The sequence below is a fragment of the Brevibacillus laterosporus genome (assembly GCA_007833815.1).
Taxonomy (GTDB): domain Bacteria; phylum Bacillota; class Bacilli; order Brevibacillales; family Brevibacillaceae; genus Brevibacillus_B; species Brevibacillus_B laterosporus_D.
In genome coordinates, this window is the sequence record CP033464.1 from 1,326,362 (window position 1) to 1,344,848 (window position 18,487).

General features: G+C 40.5%; 15 protein-coding genes and 1 pseudogene. 8 read left to right on the forward strand and 8 right to left on the reverse strand.

Features of this window, described 5'->3' with window-relative positions; translation table 11 throughout:
• Nucleotides 1–320 precede the first annotated feature (320 nt).
• The 3 genes from EEL30_07715 (at nt 321) to EEL30_07725 (ending at nt 3,592) form a co-directional block, all read left to right on the forward strand.
• Entirely contained in the window at nt 321–1,469 is a 1,149-nt protein-coding gene (locus tag EEL30_07715; GenBank protein QDX92252.1) for a cation:proton antiporter, read from the forward strand.
• A gap of 202 nt (nt 1,470–1,671) precedes the next feature.
• Nucleotides 1,672–3,300 carry a HEAT repeat domain-containing protein gene (locus EEL30_07720; protein ID QDX92253.1) on the forward strand — a complete coding sequence of 543 codons (1,629 nt, stop codon included), beginning with the start codon at nt 1,672–1,674 and terminating at the stop codon, nt 3,298–3,300.
• 82 nt (nt 3,301–3,382) lie between these two features.
• Entirely contained in the window at nt 3,383–3,592 is a 210-nt protein-coding gene (locus tag EEL30_07725) for a hypothetical protein (protein QDX92254.1), read from the forward strand.
• Nucleotides 3,593–3,696: 104 nt separating this feature from the next.
• Here EEL30_07725 and EEL30_07730 read toward each other — a convergent pair whose 3' ends face one another.
• From EEL30_07730 to EEL30_07745, 4 genes and pseudogenes are all read right to left on the reverse strand, one after another.
• The gene (locus tag EEL30_07730) at nt 3,697–4,635 is read right to left on the reverse strand and encodes an acetamidase (protein QDX92255.1); all 939 of its coding nucleotides are present in this window, start codon (nt 4,633–4,635) and stop codon (nt 3,697–3,699) included.
• Between the two features lie 89 nt (nt 4,636–4,724).
• Nucleotides 4,725–5,222 (reverse strand): anaerobic ribonucleoside-triphosphate reductase activating protein, encoded by a 498-nt coding sequence (gene nrdG, locus EEL30_07735; protein QDX95700.1) that lies wholly within the window; start codon nt 5,220–5,222, stop codon nt 4,725–4,727.
• An 8-nt stretch (nt 5,223–5,230) separates the two neighbouring features.
• On the reverse strand, nt 5,231–7,489 hold the full coding sequence (locus tag EEL30_07740; protein ID QDX92256.1) for an anaerobic ribonucleoside triphosphate reductase: 2,259 nt from the start codon (nt 7,487–7,489) through the stop codon (nt 5,231–5,233).
• A 292-nt stretch (nt 7,490–7,781) separates the two neighbouring features.
• Nucleotides 7,782–8,025: pseudogene (locus tag EEL30_07745) on the reverse strand (cytoplasmic protein).
• Between the two features lie 8 nt (nt 8,026–8,033).
• Between EEL30_07745 and EEL30_07750 the strand changes: the two are divergent.
• On the forward strand, nt 8,034–10,058 hold the full coding sequence (locus EEL30_07750; GenBank protein QDX92257.1) for a molybdopterin oxidoreductase family protein: 2,025 nt from the start codon (nt 8,034–8,036) through the stop codon (nt 10,056–10,058).
• A gap of 154 nt (nt 10,059–10,212) precedes the next feature.
• On the opposite strand, the gene EEL30_07755 is transcribed toward EEL30_07750, so the two are convergent.
• The 3 genes from EEL30_07755 to EEL30_07765 form a co-directional block, all read right to left on the reverse strand.
• Complete coding sequence (locus tag EEL30_07755) at nt 10,213–11,268, reverse strand: transposase (GenBank protein QDX92258.1); 1,056 nt, start codon at nt 11,266–11,268, stop codon at nt 10,213–10,215.
• Nucleotides 11,269–11,272: 4 nt separating this feature from the next.
• A complete protein-coding gene (gene tnpA / locus EEL30_07760; GenBank protein ID QDX92259.1) occupies nt 11,273–11,629 on the reverse strand; it encodes an IS200/IS605 family transposase in 357 nt (118 codons plus the stop codon).
• A gap of 198 nt (nt 11,630–11,827) precedes the next feature.
• Nucleotides 11,828–12,826: a hypothetical protein gene (locus tag EEL30_07765; protein QDX95701.1), complete on the reverse strand. Its 999-nt coding sequence runs from the start codon at nt 12,824–12,826 to the stop codon at nt 11,828–11,830.
• A gap of 188 nt (nt 12,827–13,014) precedes the next feature.
• Between EEL30_07765 and EEL30_07770 the strand changes: the two genes are divergently transcribed.
• The 4 genes from EEL30_07770 to EEL30_07785 all read left to right on the forward strand — a co-directional run bounded on the left by EEL30_07770 (nt 13,015) and on the right by EEL30_07785 (nt 17,859).
• Nucleotides 13,015–14,676 (forward strand): AraC family transcriptional regulator, encoded by a 1,662-nt coding sequence (locus EEL30_07770; GenBank protein QDX92260.1) that lies wholly within the window; start codon nt 13,015–13,017, stop codon nt 14,674–14,676.
• A 106-nt stretch (nt 14,677–14,782) separates the two neighbouring features.
• On the forward strand, nt 14,783–15,784 hold the full coding sequence (locus tag EEL30_07775; protein ID QDX92261.1) for an iron-uptake system-binding protein: 1,002 nt from the start codon (nt 14,783–14,785) through the stop codon (nt 15,782–15,784).
• Between the two features lie 22 nt (nt 15,785–15,806).
• A complete protein-coding gene (locus EEL30_07780) occupies nt 15,807–16,817 on the forward strand; it encodes an iron ABC transporter permease (protein ID QDX92262.1) in 1,011 nt (336 codons plus the stop codon).
• Nucleotides 16,807–17,859, forward strand: a complete 1,053-nt coding sequence (locus tag EEL30_07785; GenBank protein ID QDX92263.1) for an iron ABC transporter permease — start codon at nt 16,807–16,809, stop codon at nt 17,857–17,859. The genes EEL30_07780 and EEL30_07785 overlap by 11 nt, the downstream gene beginning before the upstream one ends.
• A 111-nt stretch (nt 17,860–17,970) precedes the next feature.
• On the opposite strand, the gene EEL30_07790 is transcribed toward EEL30_07785, so the two are convergent.
• Nucleotides 17,971–18,369, reverse strand: coding sequence for a DoxX family protein (locus tag EEL30_07790; protein ID QDX92264.1), 399 nt, complete (start codon nt 18,367–18,369; stop codon nt 17,971–17,973).
• Nucleotides 18,370–18,487 lie beyond the last annotated feature (118 nt).

The window sequence follows — 18,487 nt, forward strand, 5'->3', positions numbered from 1 at the left end:
CGAGCAGAACGCAGGTTTGAATCCTGTGTCCGCTAGGTTCTTTTTTATATCATATAATGGTTCTATTTCTGATATTGATATCAAAAATAAAACATATGTAACATAAAAGAAATGTAGTTAATTTTGAAACCTTTTTGTTTCTAGTCCGTATAAGTCAATGGGATGAAAAAGTGTGTTTTATTAACAGAATAACTGTTTTTTTGGAGGAGCCTGCCACCGCAGCTTTGCTATGTCTTTTTTTAGCTACGGTTGATGGGCTCTTTTTGTATTTTTTTCCCTTCGTGTGCTCAAAATATAAACATAAAAGAGGTGGAGTAACTATGCTTGTTTTTCAATTAGCAATAATTTTGCTAGCTTCAAAAATTGCTGGAGATATCAGTGTTAAATTAGGTCAGCCTTCTGTATTAGGAAAGCTCCTTATTGGTATCGTTTTGGGGCCTACTGTTCTTGGGGTAGTAACCAATACAGACATTCTTCAGGAATTGAGTCAGATCGGTGTTATCTTACTGATGTTCATTGCAGGTCTAGAAACAGATACAGAGGAATTCAAACGTACTGGTAAGGCCTCGACCTATGTTGGTATTGCAGGAATTATTTTCCCGTTTGCATTCGGTTATCTAGCTGGATTTTTCCTCCAACTTCCTATGATCGAATCTGTTTTCCTCGGTTTGTTACTTTCTGCAACCAGCGTAAGTATTTCCGTTCAAACGCTGAAAGAAATGGGGAAATTGAAATCACGTGAAGGAACTACAATTCTAGGAGCCGCTGTTATTGATGACATTCTTGTCATTGTTGCCTTGGCTTTTGTCATGAGCTTTGCAGGTGGGGACGTTAATCTTGGAATGGTGGTCTTGAAAAAGGTAGCATTCTTCGCAATAGCTATCCTTCTAGCATGGAAAGTGGTTCCATGGGTCTTAAACAGATTTGCCCCGCTTCGTGTATCAGAAGCAGTGATTTCAGCAGGGTTGATCATTTGTTTTATGTATGCTTATTTAGCTGAGTATGCAGGTGTTGCTGGTATCATTGGTGCTTATATTGCAGGTGTTGCCATTAGTTTAACAAAGCATAAGCATGAAGTGTTTGAGAAGGTTGAAACGATAAGCTACTCCATTTTTGTCCCTGTGTTCTTTACGTCAATTGGAGTAACGGCTCAATTCATGGGAATTACTCAGAACATCTGGTTAATTCTTGGACTAAGTGTTATAGCGATACTAACAAAGCTCATTGGCTCTGCGATAGGGGCTAGATTAGCAGGATTTGAGTGGAGAAGCTCTCTAGGTGTTGGTGCAGCCATGGTATCTCGTGGGGAAGTAGCACTCATAATCGCAGCCATGGGTCTAGAAGCTAATTTGCTAAGCGGTGATATGTTTGCGGTTATTGTAGTTGTGGTCTTGATTACGACGATTGTGACACCGCCTATGATGAAGATGTTTCTGAGTAAACCTAGTGGGAAAAAACAAAATGCTTAGTAGGTAAACGAATTTCCTTTGTGTGGACAGTGAGGGTTTCTTAGCATCTATATTTGAGATGATTAGAAACTTTCATTGACTGCTGGAGGGAATTTTTTTATGGGGAAAATTTCGAAAAAGCATCAAGGGAATTAGGTATAATTTATTATATGAGAAAAATGACAATCCTTAAAAACACATTATGAGAAAAAAGGAGTACGCCATGAAAGGATTATCAAGAGATGAAGAGCGTCTATTACATGAACTATATAAACCTACTTCTAATTTTGCGTTATTAGATAAATCGAATGATATGGAGCAAGAAATCTTCTCTTACCTAGCTAAATCCGGTAGCATGGTCACTCTTCTTCATCTATTGCCTCTAGCTGTTGCAAGAAAAGAGAGTGCAATAGAAACGATACATATAATAATGAAAAGGCACTCCTATAGAAAAATGATTAGTCTAGATCAACATGTACGTAGAATAAATTTATATAATTATAGCCCTATTTTCAAACCATGGTATGAACTACAGCCAACCGATGTTACCTCTGTCTTATTGGAAAGTGAGCAGAGTGTTACATTTATTGGTGTATGTACATTTCATTCAAATGGATACGTTAGAGAAGCTGCTGTCAAAAAGTTAGGTAGCCAGTTTTCTGGACTAGAAATTCCGTTTCTTCTCCTACGTTTAAATGATTTTATTCCTACCATTCGTTTCCTAGCATTCAAAGCTTTGAAACAAAGAATACAGACTAAATTTGCTAGAAACTTTCTGTTGTCTATTTCGTTAGTTAAACATTTAGAAATATACTATAATCGTGAAAAATTTACCGATTTAGTAGAAGAGATTTATCGTTTGTTGAAAATGGATGATTGTCGAACTGAGCTTGTGAGCGGTTTTCATTCCTATGATCTTGATGTCCGACGTTTTTGTTTTCTGATGGCATGTAACCTTCCAGATATGAATCATAATGATATTTGTAGCCAGGCTTTTGCTCAAAAGGATATGTTTATTCGTCTTTATACGCTTCAGCAAGTGTCTACTAATTTGTCTAAAAACGAATTGATGAACTGGCTAAAATGTGCCAGAACAGATGTTTCTCCACCTGTAAGGCAATGTGCGCTTAAGATGATTGTCGACATTTTCCCAGAACAGGCTCCTGAAGAGTTGATAAAGGCACTTCTAGATAGAAATAAAACGATTCGGGAGACAGCGAGATATTATCTAAGAGAGAAACCAATCGATTATGCAGCATACTACAGAGAAAAATTGAGCCATTCAGAACAGCAAGTGATACAGGTAGCGATTACAGGATTAGGTGAAACGGGTTCAAAAACGGATGCTTCTTGGATATTGGCATTTATAAATCATGAAAAAGCCCGAATTAGTAGTGCTGCTGTTAAGGCATTGTCCAACCTTGATGCAGACAATTATGAGGAAGTGTTTATTACGTCTCTGCAAGCTGATAAACGTGGTGTATCCCGTGAAGCAAGACAAGCTCTTTCGCAATTGGTTACAGTCTCTCATGCTGAAAGACTTTGGGACATTTATCAAGAAGATGATCGTATACATGTACAGAAAAATATTTTAAATTTGTTCAAGCTAGTGGGAAAGCGAGACAGTATTTTTTATTTATTACGTGCTTGTATAGTTTCAAAGGAAGAAGTTAGAGTGCAGGCAGAGCGGTATGTAATAACTTGGATTAGAGGATACGGTACTATATTTTATATCTCCTTATCTAAAGAAAAGTGGAATGTGCTACAACTACTTTTACAGCAAGTGAATAACTATTTGTCTCAAAATACAGTGGATGAAATGACAAATCTTATTGAGAGAAACAAGTATTAGGAAGTAGGATCAAGAAGAATAGTGAAGGGGCGGTCACCTACATCGAAGCTTTCCATTTCAAGGAATAGAAGGAGTGATAACTTTGAGTCAGATCAACATAATACCTATTGGACAAGTTACGTCTTCAGTGACTGACAAAGTATATGAAGGCTGGGGGGAGATGATTTCATACATAGATGCAAACGATAAGACGTTTGTCTTAGACATCAAACCATACATTAGTGAGTTTGATTCAAGAGAAAATGTTCGTATACCACTGTGGATGAATGAGTTAATGAAGAATTATTTCTAAAGTCTAACGGTGAGTTAGGTAAAAAGGGCGCAGACAATTAAAGTAGGCACCCTTTTTTTCATAGGCAGAAGTGATTCTATCTAGTTTGTAATCATTTCGACTTATTATTTTGTATCAACTAATCTATCGTTCTCTAACACCGCGTGTACACCTACAACATCGTTCACCAACTGAGTGATGCGCAAATCGACGACGAGGCTGGCTAGATTTAAGGCTTCTTTTCGCTCATAGCCGTATAGCTCCTGCATCCAATCAATCATGCCCTCCAGTGCAATCATGGAGGCTTCATGTAAATCTTTATGGAAACCAAAAGTGATTTTACTAGACGGTGTTTGTGCTCTTGGGTAAGAAAGTACTTGATCTACCACTGTAAGAGTCAGGTCAACCAACTCCATAGGGCACTCTATTGCAAGGCCAGATACTTCCCCATCACCTTGGGCTGCATGTCCGTCCCCTACGGAAAAAAGCCCACCATCAACAGGAATAGGTAAATATAAGGTGCTTCCGGGCACTAGCTCTTTGCAATCTATGTTACCGCCACAGTAGCGAGGAGGAGTAGTGGAATGAATACCTGGTTCATCTGGGGGCATACCCAACACCCCCATAAATGGGTGAAGGCGAATTTTATGTCCTCTATCGCTAGTTCCTATCATGCTAGTCGCATCCAGTTTCCAGACTAAACCATACTGTCTTCCTTCATGCATCCCTAAACGATTGTTTACGTCACTAGTAAATCCACCACCTCCACTCCAGCCCCATGTACCTACGCGTAATTCATTAATATGTATGGCCAAGCTTTGACCAGCCTTGGCTTCGGAAATGTATAAGGGGCCAATGAGGGCATGCCCACTATCTTGGGGATGTTCACGAGTACAAAACTCTATTCTTCTACCGTCTACCTGTTCAGGACCAGCGTTCCAATCTGCATCAAGCGTCTCAAATCGAACAGTATCACCAGAATGGATTGTCAGAATAGGGGCAGATTCTCTGCTGTAAGAACCATGCAGAGTCGATCGTTCAGGGCGGATTGTATGTGTAGCCATAACTAATTGCCTCCTTGGTAGATTATTACAATAACTTTATATCAGGATAATACCGAGGAGGTAAAAGGTACAGGTTTATTTATTTCTATTTACGCCCATTCTATAGCAGCACCTAATGAAAGACTTTTTTTCACATCAATGATCCGCTGATTACGACTACCACGAAAGCGCAAGGAGGTATCCTTTTCTTCGCTTTTAAATTTTCCATCAATGATGACATCACATAGCTCTAATAGCTGACGGTGTTTGTCTTGATGGAGCAACGCTTCAAAAGTAAATCCAGTGTAGGCCCAGACTGTCTTATCTGGACAAGCGTTGCGAAAGCTGGTGACAAAGGAGATACAAGCATCTGCTGAGAAAAAAGGATCTCCTCCACAGAGGGTCATGCCATGTAATAATGGATTAGTTGAAATCTCCTGAATCACTTCTTGTTGGCGTGAAGGCGTAAAAGCTTGACCGTAGTTGAAGTCCCACGATTCAGGATTAAAGCAACCTGGGCAAGCATGACGGCAGCCGCTCACAAAAACGACTGCTCGCAATCCAATGCCTTCATTGATGCTTTCGCTTCGATAGTCGCAGATATGCATGAGTTGATTCACTGGTGTTTCACCCGATCCAGCACCTCAGCTTGTTTTGCAGAGTTAAAACGTTCTGTATAATCGCCTGTAATGTAGCCAGTCACACGGCGCAGTCGTTGAAAATGAACAGAATTCTCATCGCTCCCACAACTTGGACAACTCATGCCGATAATCCCTTCAAAGCCACAATGTGGACAGCGATCCAGTGGATGATTAATGGAGAAATATCCTACGTTGCTTTTTAATGCGTGCTGAACAATCTGCTGAAAAGCTACCGTATTTTGTCTGGCATTTCCATCTAGCTCAATATAGGTAATGGCCCCCGCGTTGCATAGCTCATGGAAAGGTGCTTCTAGCTTAATTTTTTGGAAAGCTGGTAGGGAATAGTAGACTGGAATGTGAAAGGAATTGGTATAGTATTCACGATCCGTAATTCCTGTGAGCTTACCATGTGTTTTTTGATCAGCTTTCGTAAATTTACCTGACAAGCCTTCAGCAGGAGTAGCGAATAAAGTAATGTTCAAGTTGTGTTTTTCGCTCATATCATCGCAGTATTGTCGCATGAATGAAATAACAGAGAGAGCGCGTTTGTATACCTCAGTATCTTCCCCGTGGTGTTTTCCATAAAGGGCATACATACATTCTGCTAATCCAATAAAACCTACAGCAAGGCTACCGTGTTTAATTAACTCAGCTACCTCTTGATCAGGATGTAAATCTTTACCGCCCTCCCAGACACCTTCGCGCATCATGAAATCCGATGCTTTCGCTGGTTGTTTGGCTTGAATACCAAAGCGGTGAATTAACCCATTGATAGCTGTATCCATATAAGTTTGTAGCGCTTTGTAAAAGCCAGCTATGTTTGCTTGATCGCGTTGTTCTCGACAAATGCCGTATTCAATCCCCAATTTTACAAGATTGATCGTGTTAAACGAGAGATTTCCCTTTCCGCTACTATAATTTCGTCCAAAACGGTCTGAGATAGATCTTGTCCGGCATCCCATCGTAGCGATAATAGTATTAGGATCATCCTCACGATAGTAAATGAGATTGAAGGTAGCATCTACATTGACAAAATTAGGGTAGAGACGCTTGCTGGAGCATTCAATCGCTTTTTGGAACAGGTCATAGTTCGGATCGCTCTCTGCCTGATTAACCCCTGTTTTGCATTGAAAGATATGCTGTGGGAAGATCGGTGTTTCGCCATTTCCTAATCCTTTAATTGTTGCATTCAATAGCGCATGCGAGACCAAGCGTCCTTCCGTAGAGGTACACATGCCATAATTAAGGGAAGTAAAAGGAATTTGTCCCCCGGCTCGGCTGCTCATCGTATTCAGATTGTGGATGAGAGATTCAGCTGCCTGATGGGTTTCTGATACTGTTTCTTCTAAGGCATAGGCATAGCTCTGTGGAAAATCCTGCTTTAGTTTTTCGTTATCCATATAAAGCTGGTCATCATTTAAGTCGGACAAAGTAAGATCGAAACCTTCGTTAAAATAATGAATTCCCTTTTTAACATGTTTGACGAAGGATTTTCGGACATATGGAGCGAGGTCCCAGTCAATTTTGTTAGCGGAAACACCACCGAATTGGCTGTTTTGCTGAGATTGAAAGATAATTGCAACCAGAGCCATTGCAGTCATAATACTCTGTGGGGTGCGAACTGATCCGTTTCCTGTATTAAATCCATCTGCTAGTAGGCGATCAAAAGGAATGAAAATACAGTTGGTTGTTCCAATTGCATACTGATCCAAATCATGGACATAAACATAATGTTGATCGATGGCTTCACGTAGCTCGGTAGGTAGAACATATTGTTTCACATGCCATTTGGCGTATTCGGAGCCCATTTTACTCATTTTTCCGCTGAATGATTCTCCGTTCACATTGGCGTTTTCTCGGAGTAAATCCATATCCTGTAGACCGATTACGGCTTCACTAATGTTGTATAGTTCGCTTTGTTTTAGGCGATTGCGATCCCGTTGTTGACGGTAAGAAGTAAAAGAATGAGCGATGTCATTGTGATATTTTTCACATAAATGTGCGATAAGTAACTCATGGACTGTTTGTGTGAAAAGTGGCTTCACTTTGTTATTTTGTTTTTGCTCCGAGGTAAGTAGTTGCTGTTCAAGCTGCTCTTGAATCCAAAGGGCAATCTCTTCACAAAGTGCCGAATTTGCAGTTCCTGTTACAGCCAAGCATGCTTGGGTAATTGCTGTGTTAATCTTTTCTACCTGAAAAATTTCCTGACGACCATCGCGTTTCATTATAAGCATGAAAAAAAGCCTCCTGTAATTGTAAAAGCCTGATATTTGAGTAAAGAAATACGACGATATGGAATAAAGTGGTAATAATCCGATTAAAATGTAAGAAGCATTTCCCCCAATTTTTAAAAAGGGAAAATGCTTCCGTAAATGTGATTTACGCACAATATATAGTCTACGAATTACAAATTACATCAATATATCGTATGTGTCAAATGACGGTACTGTGACTATAGCAGTTAGATACATATGCTACAAATAGTCAGACATGATCTTTTCAGTGTCATATGGCGTCACACCGCGCAGGGGACAGCTTACTAGATGTGAATAGTAAACCTACTACCAGCGCAATAATTTCTTTTAACGGAATATCTAACTGCACAAGCTTATCCAAAACCTGATATTCTTGTATAAAGAAAACTTAGATCATCCTTGTCTGTTGCAAAGAGAGGGGTTTTGGATTGAAGGAGATTCCAGAAGATTTGCTCAAATTCTGCTTCATCTCCAAGATCAATGACGGTTAATTGATTACGATCAAGTAAGGGAATGAGAAACGATGACAAAAGAGCACATCAATGTTTGCCCCCATGATTGTTGGGACACCTGTAGTATGACAGTGACCGTAGATGAAGCTGGAAAGGCTGTGAAAATTCGCGGTAACAAAGAACACCCTGTAACCAAGGGCTTTCTGTGCATCAAGGTAAATAATTATTTGGAGCGGGTTTATCACCCAGAGCGAATCTTGTATCCAATGAAGAGAATCGGTAAAAAAGGGGAAGGAGCATTTGAACAAATCTCGTGGGAGGAAGCAATTCAACAAATTACAGATGCCTTCAAGGAGACTATACGTCAATATGGACCTGAAGCTGTATTACCTTATAGCTATGCTGGTACCATGGGGCTGATAAACTACGGCAGTATGGATCGGCGCTTTTTTGGGAAAATGGGTGCTTCTCGTCTGGCCCGTACTTTATGTGCATCAGCAGCATCAGCAGCTCTACACTCTGTATACGGAACACGACTCGGTGTTGATCCAGAAGACATGGTACACTCACGCTTGATTATCGCCTGGGGTACCAATACCATTCATACTAACGTCCATCAGTTCCCGATTATGGAAGAGGCAAGAAAGAATGGTGCAGTATTGGTGGTCATTGATCCTTATAAGCATGAAACGGCGGAAAAAGCTGATATTCATCTGCAAATTAGACCGGGTACAGATAGCGCTCTTGCATTGGGCATGATGCATTTATTAATCAATAATGATCAGCTGGACCATGCCTACATTACCAACTATCTACAAGGCTTTGAAGAACTAAAAGAGCGAGTAAAACCATATACTCCAGCACATGTTGCCGATATTACTGGGCTAACGGAGCAAGAAATAATCGAGTTTACACAATTATATGCGACCACTAAGGCTTCCCTTATTCGCTGTGGATTCGGTCCACAACGCCATACAACTGGGGGAGAAATCATTCGTACGTTGGCGGTACTTCCAGCCTTAACAGGAGCTTGGAAAGAGCTAGGCGGCGGTTTTTTACTCGCAAATATGGATGTAGGAATTAATTATGAGAATCTGTATCGGCCCGATGTTTATGAGGGAAATCCTCGAGAAATAAACTGTGCACAATTAGGCTCTGCCTTGTTGCAACGCGAAAAACCAGTAAAAGCCCTTTATGTCTACAACAGTAATCCAGCTTTAGTTACCCCTGACGCTAACAAGGTTACGGAAGGATTAATGCGAGAAGATTTGTTTACCATTGTCCATGAGCAGCATATGACAGAAACTTGTCGCTATGCTGATATTATATTGCCTGCTACAACAACCTTGGAGCATGTAGATATTCATACGTCCTACTGGCATTTGTATGTACAGGTAAATGAACCTTCTATTGAGCCTTTGGGGGAAGCTAAACCAAATACGGAGACATTTCGTTTGTTAGCCAAGGCGATGGGATATACGGAAGACTGCTTTAGGGATAGTGATGAGGATTTGATTAGGCAGGCTTTGAATTCTCCCCACCCGTTTCTGAAAGGAATTACGTATGAGACGTTGAAAGAGAAGAAATATCAGAAAATATCGTTTGAAGGAGAACACTTCTTTCCTTTTCAGCAAGGCTTCCTGACCCCAAGCAAGAAGATCGAGGCGCTTGCCCCACAAATGAAAGAGCTAGGCTTGGAGCCATTGGTTAACTACACACCGCTTGAGCAAAAAGAAGAAAATCCTGGGCAATATCCGCTACATTTTTTGACGGTGAAATCAAAGCATTTCTTAAATTCCAGCTTTGGCAATGTAGAGACATTAAAGAAGCGAGAAAAAGAACCGGTCCTCTATATGAATCCCCAAGATGCACTTTCACGAGGGATCGAAGAGGGAGATCAGGTGAAGGTATATAACGATCGTGGAGAGATAGTCCTCCCAGCTAAAATCAGCGAAAAAGTGGGAGTCGGTGTGTTAATTACTCCTATTAATCTGTGGAAAAAGAATGTTAATGTGACAACCTCAGAAGCGTTAACAGATTTAGGTGGTGGGGCAACGTATTACACCAATTTTGTAGAAGCAGTCAAATTAGGATAGAGGGTTGAGACTCCCACGGCTAAAGCCGCAAGCTGACACCTTCGGTATTATTGGGATTCTTGGGTGGTAGACGGTCGTGCATTTCTGCTAACCGTAGTTCCCCCAAGTTCAGGGCTGTCTCATCAGCCCGTCCTAAGACAGTGCATATAGCATCTTAGGCTGACAGACTGTTACCATCTGCCACAGGTTGATTCATGATATTGATCGCTCCAACCCGATCACGATGAGCGTTGAATCCGCATGAACATTCGTACCTTCTATCTTTCACTTTGTTCTTCTCCGCACAGGCAGGACAAGATTGAGAAGTGTAGGCAGGATTTACCTCCACAACCTTTATGCCGACAAGGTTTGCTTTGTAGGAGATGAATTGTTGAAGCTGATAAAAAGTCCAACTATGCAGATTCTTTGCGTTTTTGCGGCTTGTTCTTGCCGTCTTGCGAATATTCTCTAGTCGTTCAAGCTTGATTATTGACACACCTTCCTGAATGGCTGTATCTACAATTTGCCGACTAATCTTATGGTTTTGATCTTTCATCCAACGTTGCTCTTTATTACCTAGCTTACGAATGGCAGACAATTTTTTGAGTTTACCTAATGTACGTCTACGTTGTTGGTGCTTTCTTCGTATGTACTTGTTTTGTCTGCCGTTTCCAAAGAATCGGGTTCTACCTATAGAAGTTACAGAAACAGCAGGAACTTTCAAACCAAGATCAATACCCATGATGTTTTCGTTGTTTGTTACGCTTGTAGGTACTTCTACCGAAATTTGAGCGTACCATTTCCCTGACTTTTCGACGATGCGCATCAATCCAAGTTTGGCTTTTCTTAACAGTTCCATATCTCTGCTAGTCGCTGTAGCACGAAACGCTGTTTTCTTCGTCTTTTTATCTACAACGATAGGGAAAGCAACTGTATTTTCGGATACCGTGTAGTTTTGATTGTTAACGAAATATACAGATTTTTTAAGAATTGGACGAACACCAAGTTTCTTGATTTTACTGAAAACAATTTTGGCATCACGAATCGCTTGATTACAAACGGCAGACGGAAGAATTGTTTCTACATCTTTTGTAGTCATTTTCGGAAATGCCCCTCGTTGTTCAGCCCGTTTGGTTAGTTGATTGACTACCCGAATGTACTCATTTCCTAATTGACGTAGAATGGCTGGTTGATCAGGAAATATGCGTATCTTAACGGTTAAAGCTTGCATGTGTTCACCCCCTTTTCTTTTGTTCTTCAACATAACGCTTTACTGTTTCGCTTGATACGTTTCCTGCTGTACTAACGAAAAAAGAACGTGTCCACAGACTAGGCAAATGAGCAAGATGCTTAAACTCCTGCCTTACTATTCGAGAGGTCACTCCCTTCACTTTTGCCATTACGTCTGATGGAGAATCGGTGGGAAGACAGTTCAGGAACAGATGGACATGATCGGGCATAACTTCCATTTCCACAATAAGCCAGTTATTCTGATGGCATATTTCAGCCAATAGCTCCTTGAATCGAATTTCCACTTGTTTTACTAACACTTTTCTTCGATAACGAGGGCAGAAAACAAAATGATAGTTAATGAGAGATACTGTTGTAGTTGTATCAGTTTAATTGTACAACTACAACAATTAAACGAAAAGAAAAGTACACGCACATGTGCTAGGTGTTTGCCCCGCCCATCCCATGAAGGGATGTTCTGGCAAAGCCGTCTTTCATCCCACGATTAAAACCGTGGGCTTTCAGTCGGCAATTACTGTAAGAGTCCTTCAGCCTGTTAGTTATTTCCCGAACAATTGCTCAACCTTATGTTGCAATTCTCCCCAGAACATAGAAATGTCTGGTTTGGCATCACCGATGATGCTCTCTCCTGCTTTCCCATGCTCGTAAATCACATCTTTGTTTTTGTTTACAGTTTGTAGATATTCAGTTACGATGCCCGCAGTCTTAGTGCCGCTATGATCCTTGGTAAATTGTTCGTAAGCTTTTTTTACCTCTGGCAATAGTTTCATTGTTTTTTCATCAATAGCTTCGTAGCGATAGTTGCTGAGATATTCTTGTAGATAGGTTTGGTATAAATTCCTAACATCCGTTTTCTTTATTCCTTTATCATATGTGGTTAGGTATTTCTCCACTTTTACGATACGTTCCCCCAGCTCTTGACGCGTAATCATTAGACTACCATCACTAGAAATTGGTTTATTAGATTCATCCCTCTGTAGCTCCATGTAAGCCTTCATATCATCGGTAAGGTAGCTGGAGTATTCACCACGTAAGGCTTCATAATCTACTTTCCAATACAAATCTCCTTGATGATCTGACAAGGCTAACTTACCAGCAAATTTATCCTGCATGTATTTCTTTAGAGGCTCATCTTTTATTTTCGTAACATCCATAGGGAAGCCAATCTCATACAGCTTTTGAGCATTACTATTCTCTGCTAATAACTTGCTAAAGCTTTCATTAAGTTCGATCAGGTGAGTGGCATAATACTCATCCAGAATGACGAGTAGTTGATCGGCTGTTTCACTTTTTACATTTTTGATGGTCTTATCCAAGTAGGTGATTAATTCAACGGGTTCCTTTGCTTGCAAGGTGACTTCCTGCATTTTTTTAATTGCATCTTGATCAGCATTTTGTTGATCCTTCTGTGGAGCTGTAGTCTGAGAGGAGGCCTCTCCTTGAGGGGGCTGTGTGCTTGTAGAACCAGTATTTCCACAGCCAGTCAATAATCCAACGGCTAACACCGAGTTAAGCACAAGGTATCCTGAACGTTTGATGGTAACCACTCCGTCTATTTTATTTTTTGAAAAAATTGTAAAATTTTCTATCTATGTTATCAGACGATTACGTAGGTCAATTGGTTTCAAATATACAGCTTGCTTTGCTATACTGCAAATAGTGCTAAGATATTGATAATGCTTATCAATAAGCTGATTATGACGGAACATAGAAAGTGGCGACATATATGTCAGATCAACGACAGCAACAATATCAGTATCCTGACGAGTTGGATACAAGATTAGATCAATACCAATTTAAATTACGAGATATTGAGCTGCTAAAGGGAAGTTATTATAAGCCAGTACCACTGATCCATCAGCTGACTACCTCTTATGTCTTGATTGTGGCCATCAAAGGTCAAGGCCATGTCCTCATTGGCGAGCAAATTCATCTACTAAAAAAGGATGGGGTTTATGTATGTACACCATTCCAAACACTTGGAATGGAATTGACTTCAGAGGAAGAAGCCCATTTTTACGTCATTTATTTTCACGTGTACCAAGAATCAGGAAAACAGATGTTACGTTTGAAATCTGTGCGTGATAAGGGTCCTTTTGGGGTAGGCGGGGAAATCCTACATAGCACTTCCCATCTTACTATGATGTGCCAAACGATCGATAAGCAATGGCATAGCCTGAAATCAACGGAGCCCTTTTTGGGCCAAATCTCCTTTTTACAGCTTATCCATACGCTTATGAATAATAAATATGTTCGTTGCGAGGATTCTAAAACTGCTGTTGCCAAAGCTAAAACTTATATGGAGACGCATTACAACAAGAGTCTTAGTCTAGAGGATATGGCTAAAATTGCGGAGATAAGTCCCAAATATTTTGGTGAGTTGTTTAAAAAGACGTATGGGATAAGTGCTATTGATTATTTGACACAGGTACGAATGAATCAGGCAAAGCAATTTATGAGTCGTTCGCAAATTCGCTTAAAGGATGTTGCTCATCAGGTTGGTTATAATGATGAATTTTACTTCAGTCGCAAATTTAAACAGGAAGTAGGTGTCTCACCCACTGCATACATGAAGCGATGTCAGAAAAAAGTAGCGGTATACAGTCATAGGCTACTTGGCTATGTGCTGGCGTTACACGTGATTCCTTATGCGGCCCCACTTCATCCAAAATGGTCGTCCACGTACTATCAGAAGTATCGTAATGAAATACCTATTCATTTAAGTGCGTACCGAGTGGATCAAAATTGGGAAAGTAATATTGAGGTATTGGAACAAATCAAACCGGACTTTATTATCAGCATAGATCAGCTAGAAACAAAAGAGAAAGCAAAGCTGGAACAAGTGGGATCAGTGAGCTATGTCTCATGGACTGATACTGATTGGAGAGTACGATTCCGACACACAGCAGAGCTATTACAAGTACCTCAGGATGCAGACATGTGGCTCAAGGCATATGACCGCAAACTAAAAAGGATCAGAGAGAAAATAAGAGGAACAATAAACAACGATACTTTTCTCATTATCCGTATTTTGAAACAAACCATATATGTATACAGCAATTCAAGCATGACTCAGGTATTTTATGGTGATTTACAGATGGTTCCTGCGCACCCATTGCTTGAAGAAGGGGTCGATGAAGAAATAACCTTACAAAAGTTAGCTCAGTATGATCCAGATCGCATATTAGTACTTGCATGCCCTGAGACGGAGACGCTAGATTACTGGAAACACCTACAGCTGACGGCAGAATGGCAGGAAATTAGAGCAGTTCGCTTGGGCCAAGTCTATGAAATCTTATCAAACCCATGGCTTGATTACTCTCCGCTAGCTCATGAGCGCTTGATCGAGGATGTCCATCGTCTCTTTTCTGGAAATCGTCCATATTGATTCCGGAAATCGTTCATGGTCGGGCAGACTCTACTCCTCTATAATCGTAAATGAGAATTATTATCAAATATTTCAGCTGGTCTTATCGAGAGGGGACATTATAAACATGAATAAACGTAAATATCTTGGAGTAGGGCTAGTAGCCTTTTTGGCTCTCATGGTAACAGCTTGCGGTGCGAAAACAGAGACAACAGCACCTACCAATGCACAAAGTACGGCAGCTACTAGTGGCGACAGTCAAAAAGCATCAGAATCAGCAACAGGCGAAACAAGAACGGTCAAGTATCTTGATCAGGAATATAAAATTCCAGCTAAGACAGAACGCATTGTCATTACAGGTAGTATGGAATCTATGGAGGATGCTGTGGTTCTAGGTGTACAACCAGTAGGTGCGATATCTGTAGGTGGAAAGTTCCCAGATATTTTTGCTAGTATTACTGGTTCAGCAGAATCCATTGGTGAAAAAATGCAACCAAATATGGAAACCATCCTGAAATTAAAACCAGATGTGATCCTGGGATCGTCAAAATTTAAGCCGGAAGTATATGAGAAATTTGGTAAAATTGCGCCAACGTTCCCAGTTTCTCATATCTCAAGCAATTGGGAAGCCAACTTGCACCTGTTGGCTGAATTAACAGGTAAGCAAGCAGAGGCAGAAAATGAGCTTAAGAAATACAAAGAAAGCGTAGTAGCGGCAAAAGCGTCTTTGGGCGATAAGCTAAAGGATAAAAAAGTGGTAGCGATACGTCTTCGTCAAGGCAATATCAATATTTACCCAGAGAAGGTGTTCTTTAACCCATCCTTGTATGCAGAATTAGGTTTTACTGCACCGGCAGAAGTTAAAGCAGCAAAAGCACAAGAGATTGTGTCTTTAGAAAAATTTAGTGAAATAAATCCAGATTATATCTTCGTGCAATTTTCACCGGATGAAAACAAAGATCAACCTAAATATTTAGAAGATATGGAGAAAAATCCGATCTGGCAAAGCATGAGTGCCGTGAAAAATGGTCATGTCTACGTGAATGTAGTAGATCCACTTGCACAAGGTGGTACAGCATGGAGCAAAATCAACTTCTTGAAAGCTGCGGTGGAAAAGCTGTCCAAGTAGATAAAAAGGCGAGAAGAGTGCTATGAGAGTAAAAAAATCAATACCAGTTATCATTTTGTTGACGTCACCGGTTTTTATTGTGCTCTTGATGGCACTATCCATCTTCTATGGCGCTAAGAACATAGAGATAAGCACAATACAGGATGCCATTTTTCAGTTCGATTCCGGTAATGTTGATCATCAGATTATTATGCATTCCAGATTGCCAAGAGCAATAGGTTCACTACTGATTGGTGCATTTTTAGCGATATCGGGAGCCCTGATGCAGGGGATGACCAGAAACTTTCTGGCATCTCCCTCTATTATGGGGGTATCAGATGGCTCAGCATTTGTTATTACGGTGTGTATGATCTTTATGCCAAACACATCTTCCCTGCACATGATTTTGTATTCCCTGGTTGGTTCAGCGATAGGGGTAGGAATTGTTTTTGGTTTTGCTTCCCTACTACCCAATGGAATGACCCCAGTCAGATTGGCTATTATTGGAACAGTTATTGGAACAGTCCTAAGTAGCATATCGCAAGCCTTATCCACTTATTATCAAATATCGCAGAACGTTAGTTTTTGGTATAACGCGAGATTACATCAGATTGATCCAGGATTGATTACATTAGCAATTCCGTTTGCTCTAGTTGGTATTTTGCTTGCGTTATTTTTGTCTAAATCCATTACGATCCTGTCATTAGGAGAAGAGTTAGCGGTTAATTTAGGACAGCGTACAGCTTTGATTAAAGGGCTGACTATGCTGACTGTTGTGATTTTGACCGGTATTTCTGTTGCCTTAGTAGGTAAGATTGGGTTTGTTGGACTAATCGTTCCACATATTGCTCGTTTTTTGGTAGGAATAGATTATCGTTGGGTCCTACCCTGTTCAGCAGTGATTGGTGGTATATCCTTAGCATTTTGCGATATCATTAGCCGCTTTATTAATTACCCCTTTGAAACACCAATCGGGGTGGTTACCTCGTTGTTTGGTATCCCATTCTTCCTCTATTTGATTGTTAAAAAAGGGGGAGAAAAACATGGTTCCTAGCAAAAAAAAATCGCATGCTTTTGCCAAGAAGTCAACGGCTCGTTTCTGGATGGTTGTTGTAACAAGCATTTTTCTTGGATTGGTAGCGATTTATGTCAGTGTTACAAATGGCGAATTTGATATGACGATCAAAGACGTAATAAACACACTACTGCGTAATGATCCTAAACCTGAATTTGATCTGGTGATTTTTGAATTTCGTTTACCTCGTATTGTGATTGCGGCGCTTGTTGGTATGGGACTAGGTTTGGCGGGTACCGTTGTTCAGGCAATTACGCGAAATGGACTTGCTGATCCCGGAATACTAGGCATTAATGCTGGTGCAGGGGCCACTATTGTATTATTTATCTATCTGTTTGAAGGGAAAATGGGTGGCAACGGCTTGTTGACAACATTAGCCATGCCTTTGTTTGGTTTGGTGGGGGGCTTACTCTCTGCCTTGCTAATCTATCTATTTGCTTGGCAAAAGGGAAAATTAGACCCACAACGTCTTATCTTAGTTGGGATCGCCGTTGGGACGGGGTTAGGGGCGTTTACTCTCTATCTGTCTCTACGCATGGACGCAAAGGATTTTGAGATGGCAACGGTTTGGATGACAGGTAGTATTTGGAGTGCAAACTGGATCTATATTCTGGCTATGCTACCTTGGTTTATCCTGTTTATCCCGATCCTTTTCCGTAAAGCCAACATCTTAAATTTATTGCAGCTAGATGAAGGTAGCGTTAGAGGACTAGGTGTGTCTACAGAAAAAGAAAAAATGGTGCTCTTACTTGCTAGTGTCGGGATCATTAGTGCATGTGTATCTGTGTCAGGTAGCATTGGTTTCATTGGATTAATGGCTCCGCATATTGCCAAAGCTCTAGTAGGAAATCATCATGCACGTATATTGCCCATGTCTGCTTTGATGGGAATGCTGTTGGTTCTAGTGTCTGATTTTATTGCCAAGACCGTATTCTCACCTGCGGAACTTCCTGTAGGTATAGTGGTTGCTATTATAGGGGGACCATACTTCCTTTATTTGTTGTACAAAGCAAGGGCGTAGAGGGTTATCGATTCAATATTTCATTAATAAAAGCCTGGAGCATATAACTCCAGGCTTTTGCATACAAAAAGAAATGTTCTCTTATGTTAGGAAAAGCGTTAGTACAGCAATTTACGCGCTCTCTTTTTTCCCATAAGGAAGTAAGCTGTCTACGGCTGCCATACTACTGCCATTCAATGTAAGATATAGCCCCATTGTGAAGAGTGCTAGATCAAATTCATAGCCACCTATGAAACCAGCTGCCAATTTTACTTTTAAGGTAGCTCCTACCATAATGACCATGAGTAAAAATGAAATGACACGAGTTCCTAGTCCTAGAATTAATAGAATACCTCCTACTAATTCGATGGTTCCGACTACATAAGCTAGGAAGCCTGGTAGGCCGATACTTTCGAAAAATCCTACAATGTTTTCAATGCCCCCCTGGAATTTATCAAGACCGTGTAGCAAGAAGGTTAAACCTAGTACAACACGAAGAATGAGTGCGCCAAGCTGTTGTTTGTTTACCACTTTTGTTTATCCCCTTTCGGATAATATTTAGTTACTTACTAATTACAAGTATAATAATGTTATTGTTTATTTTTGTCAAGGGTCTAACTATAATGTTGATTTTTTCCTGTCAGGTCCT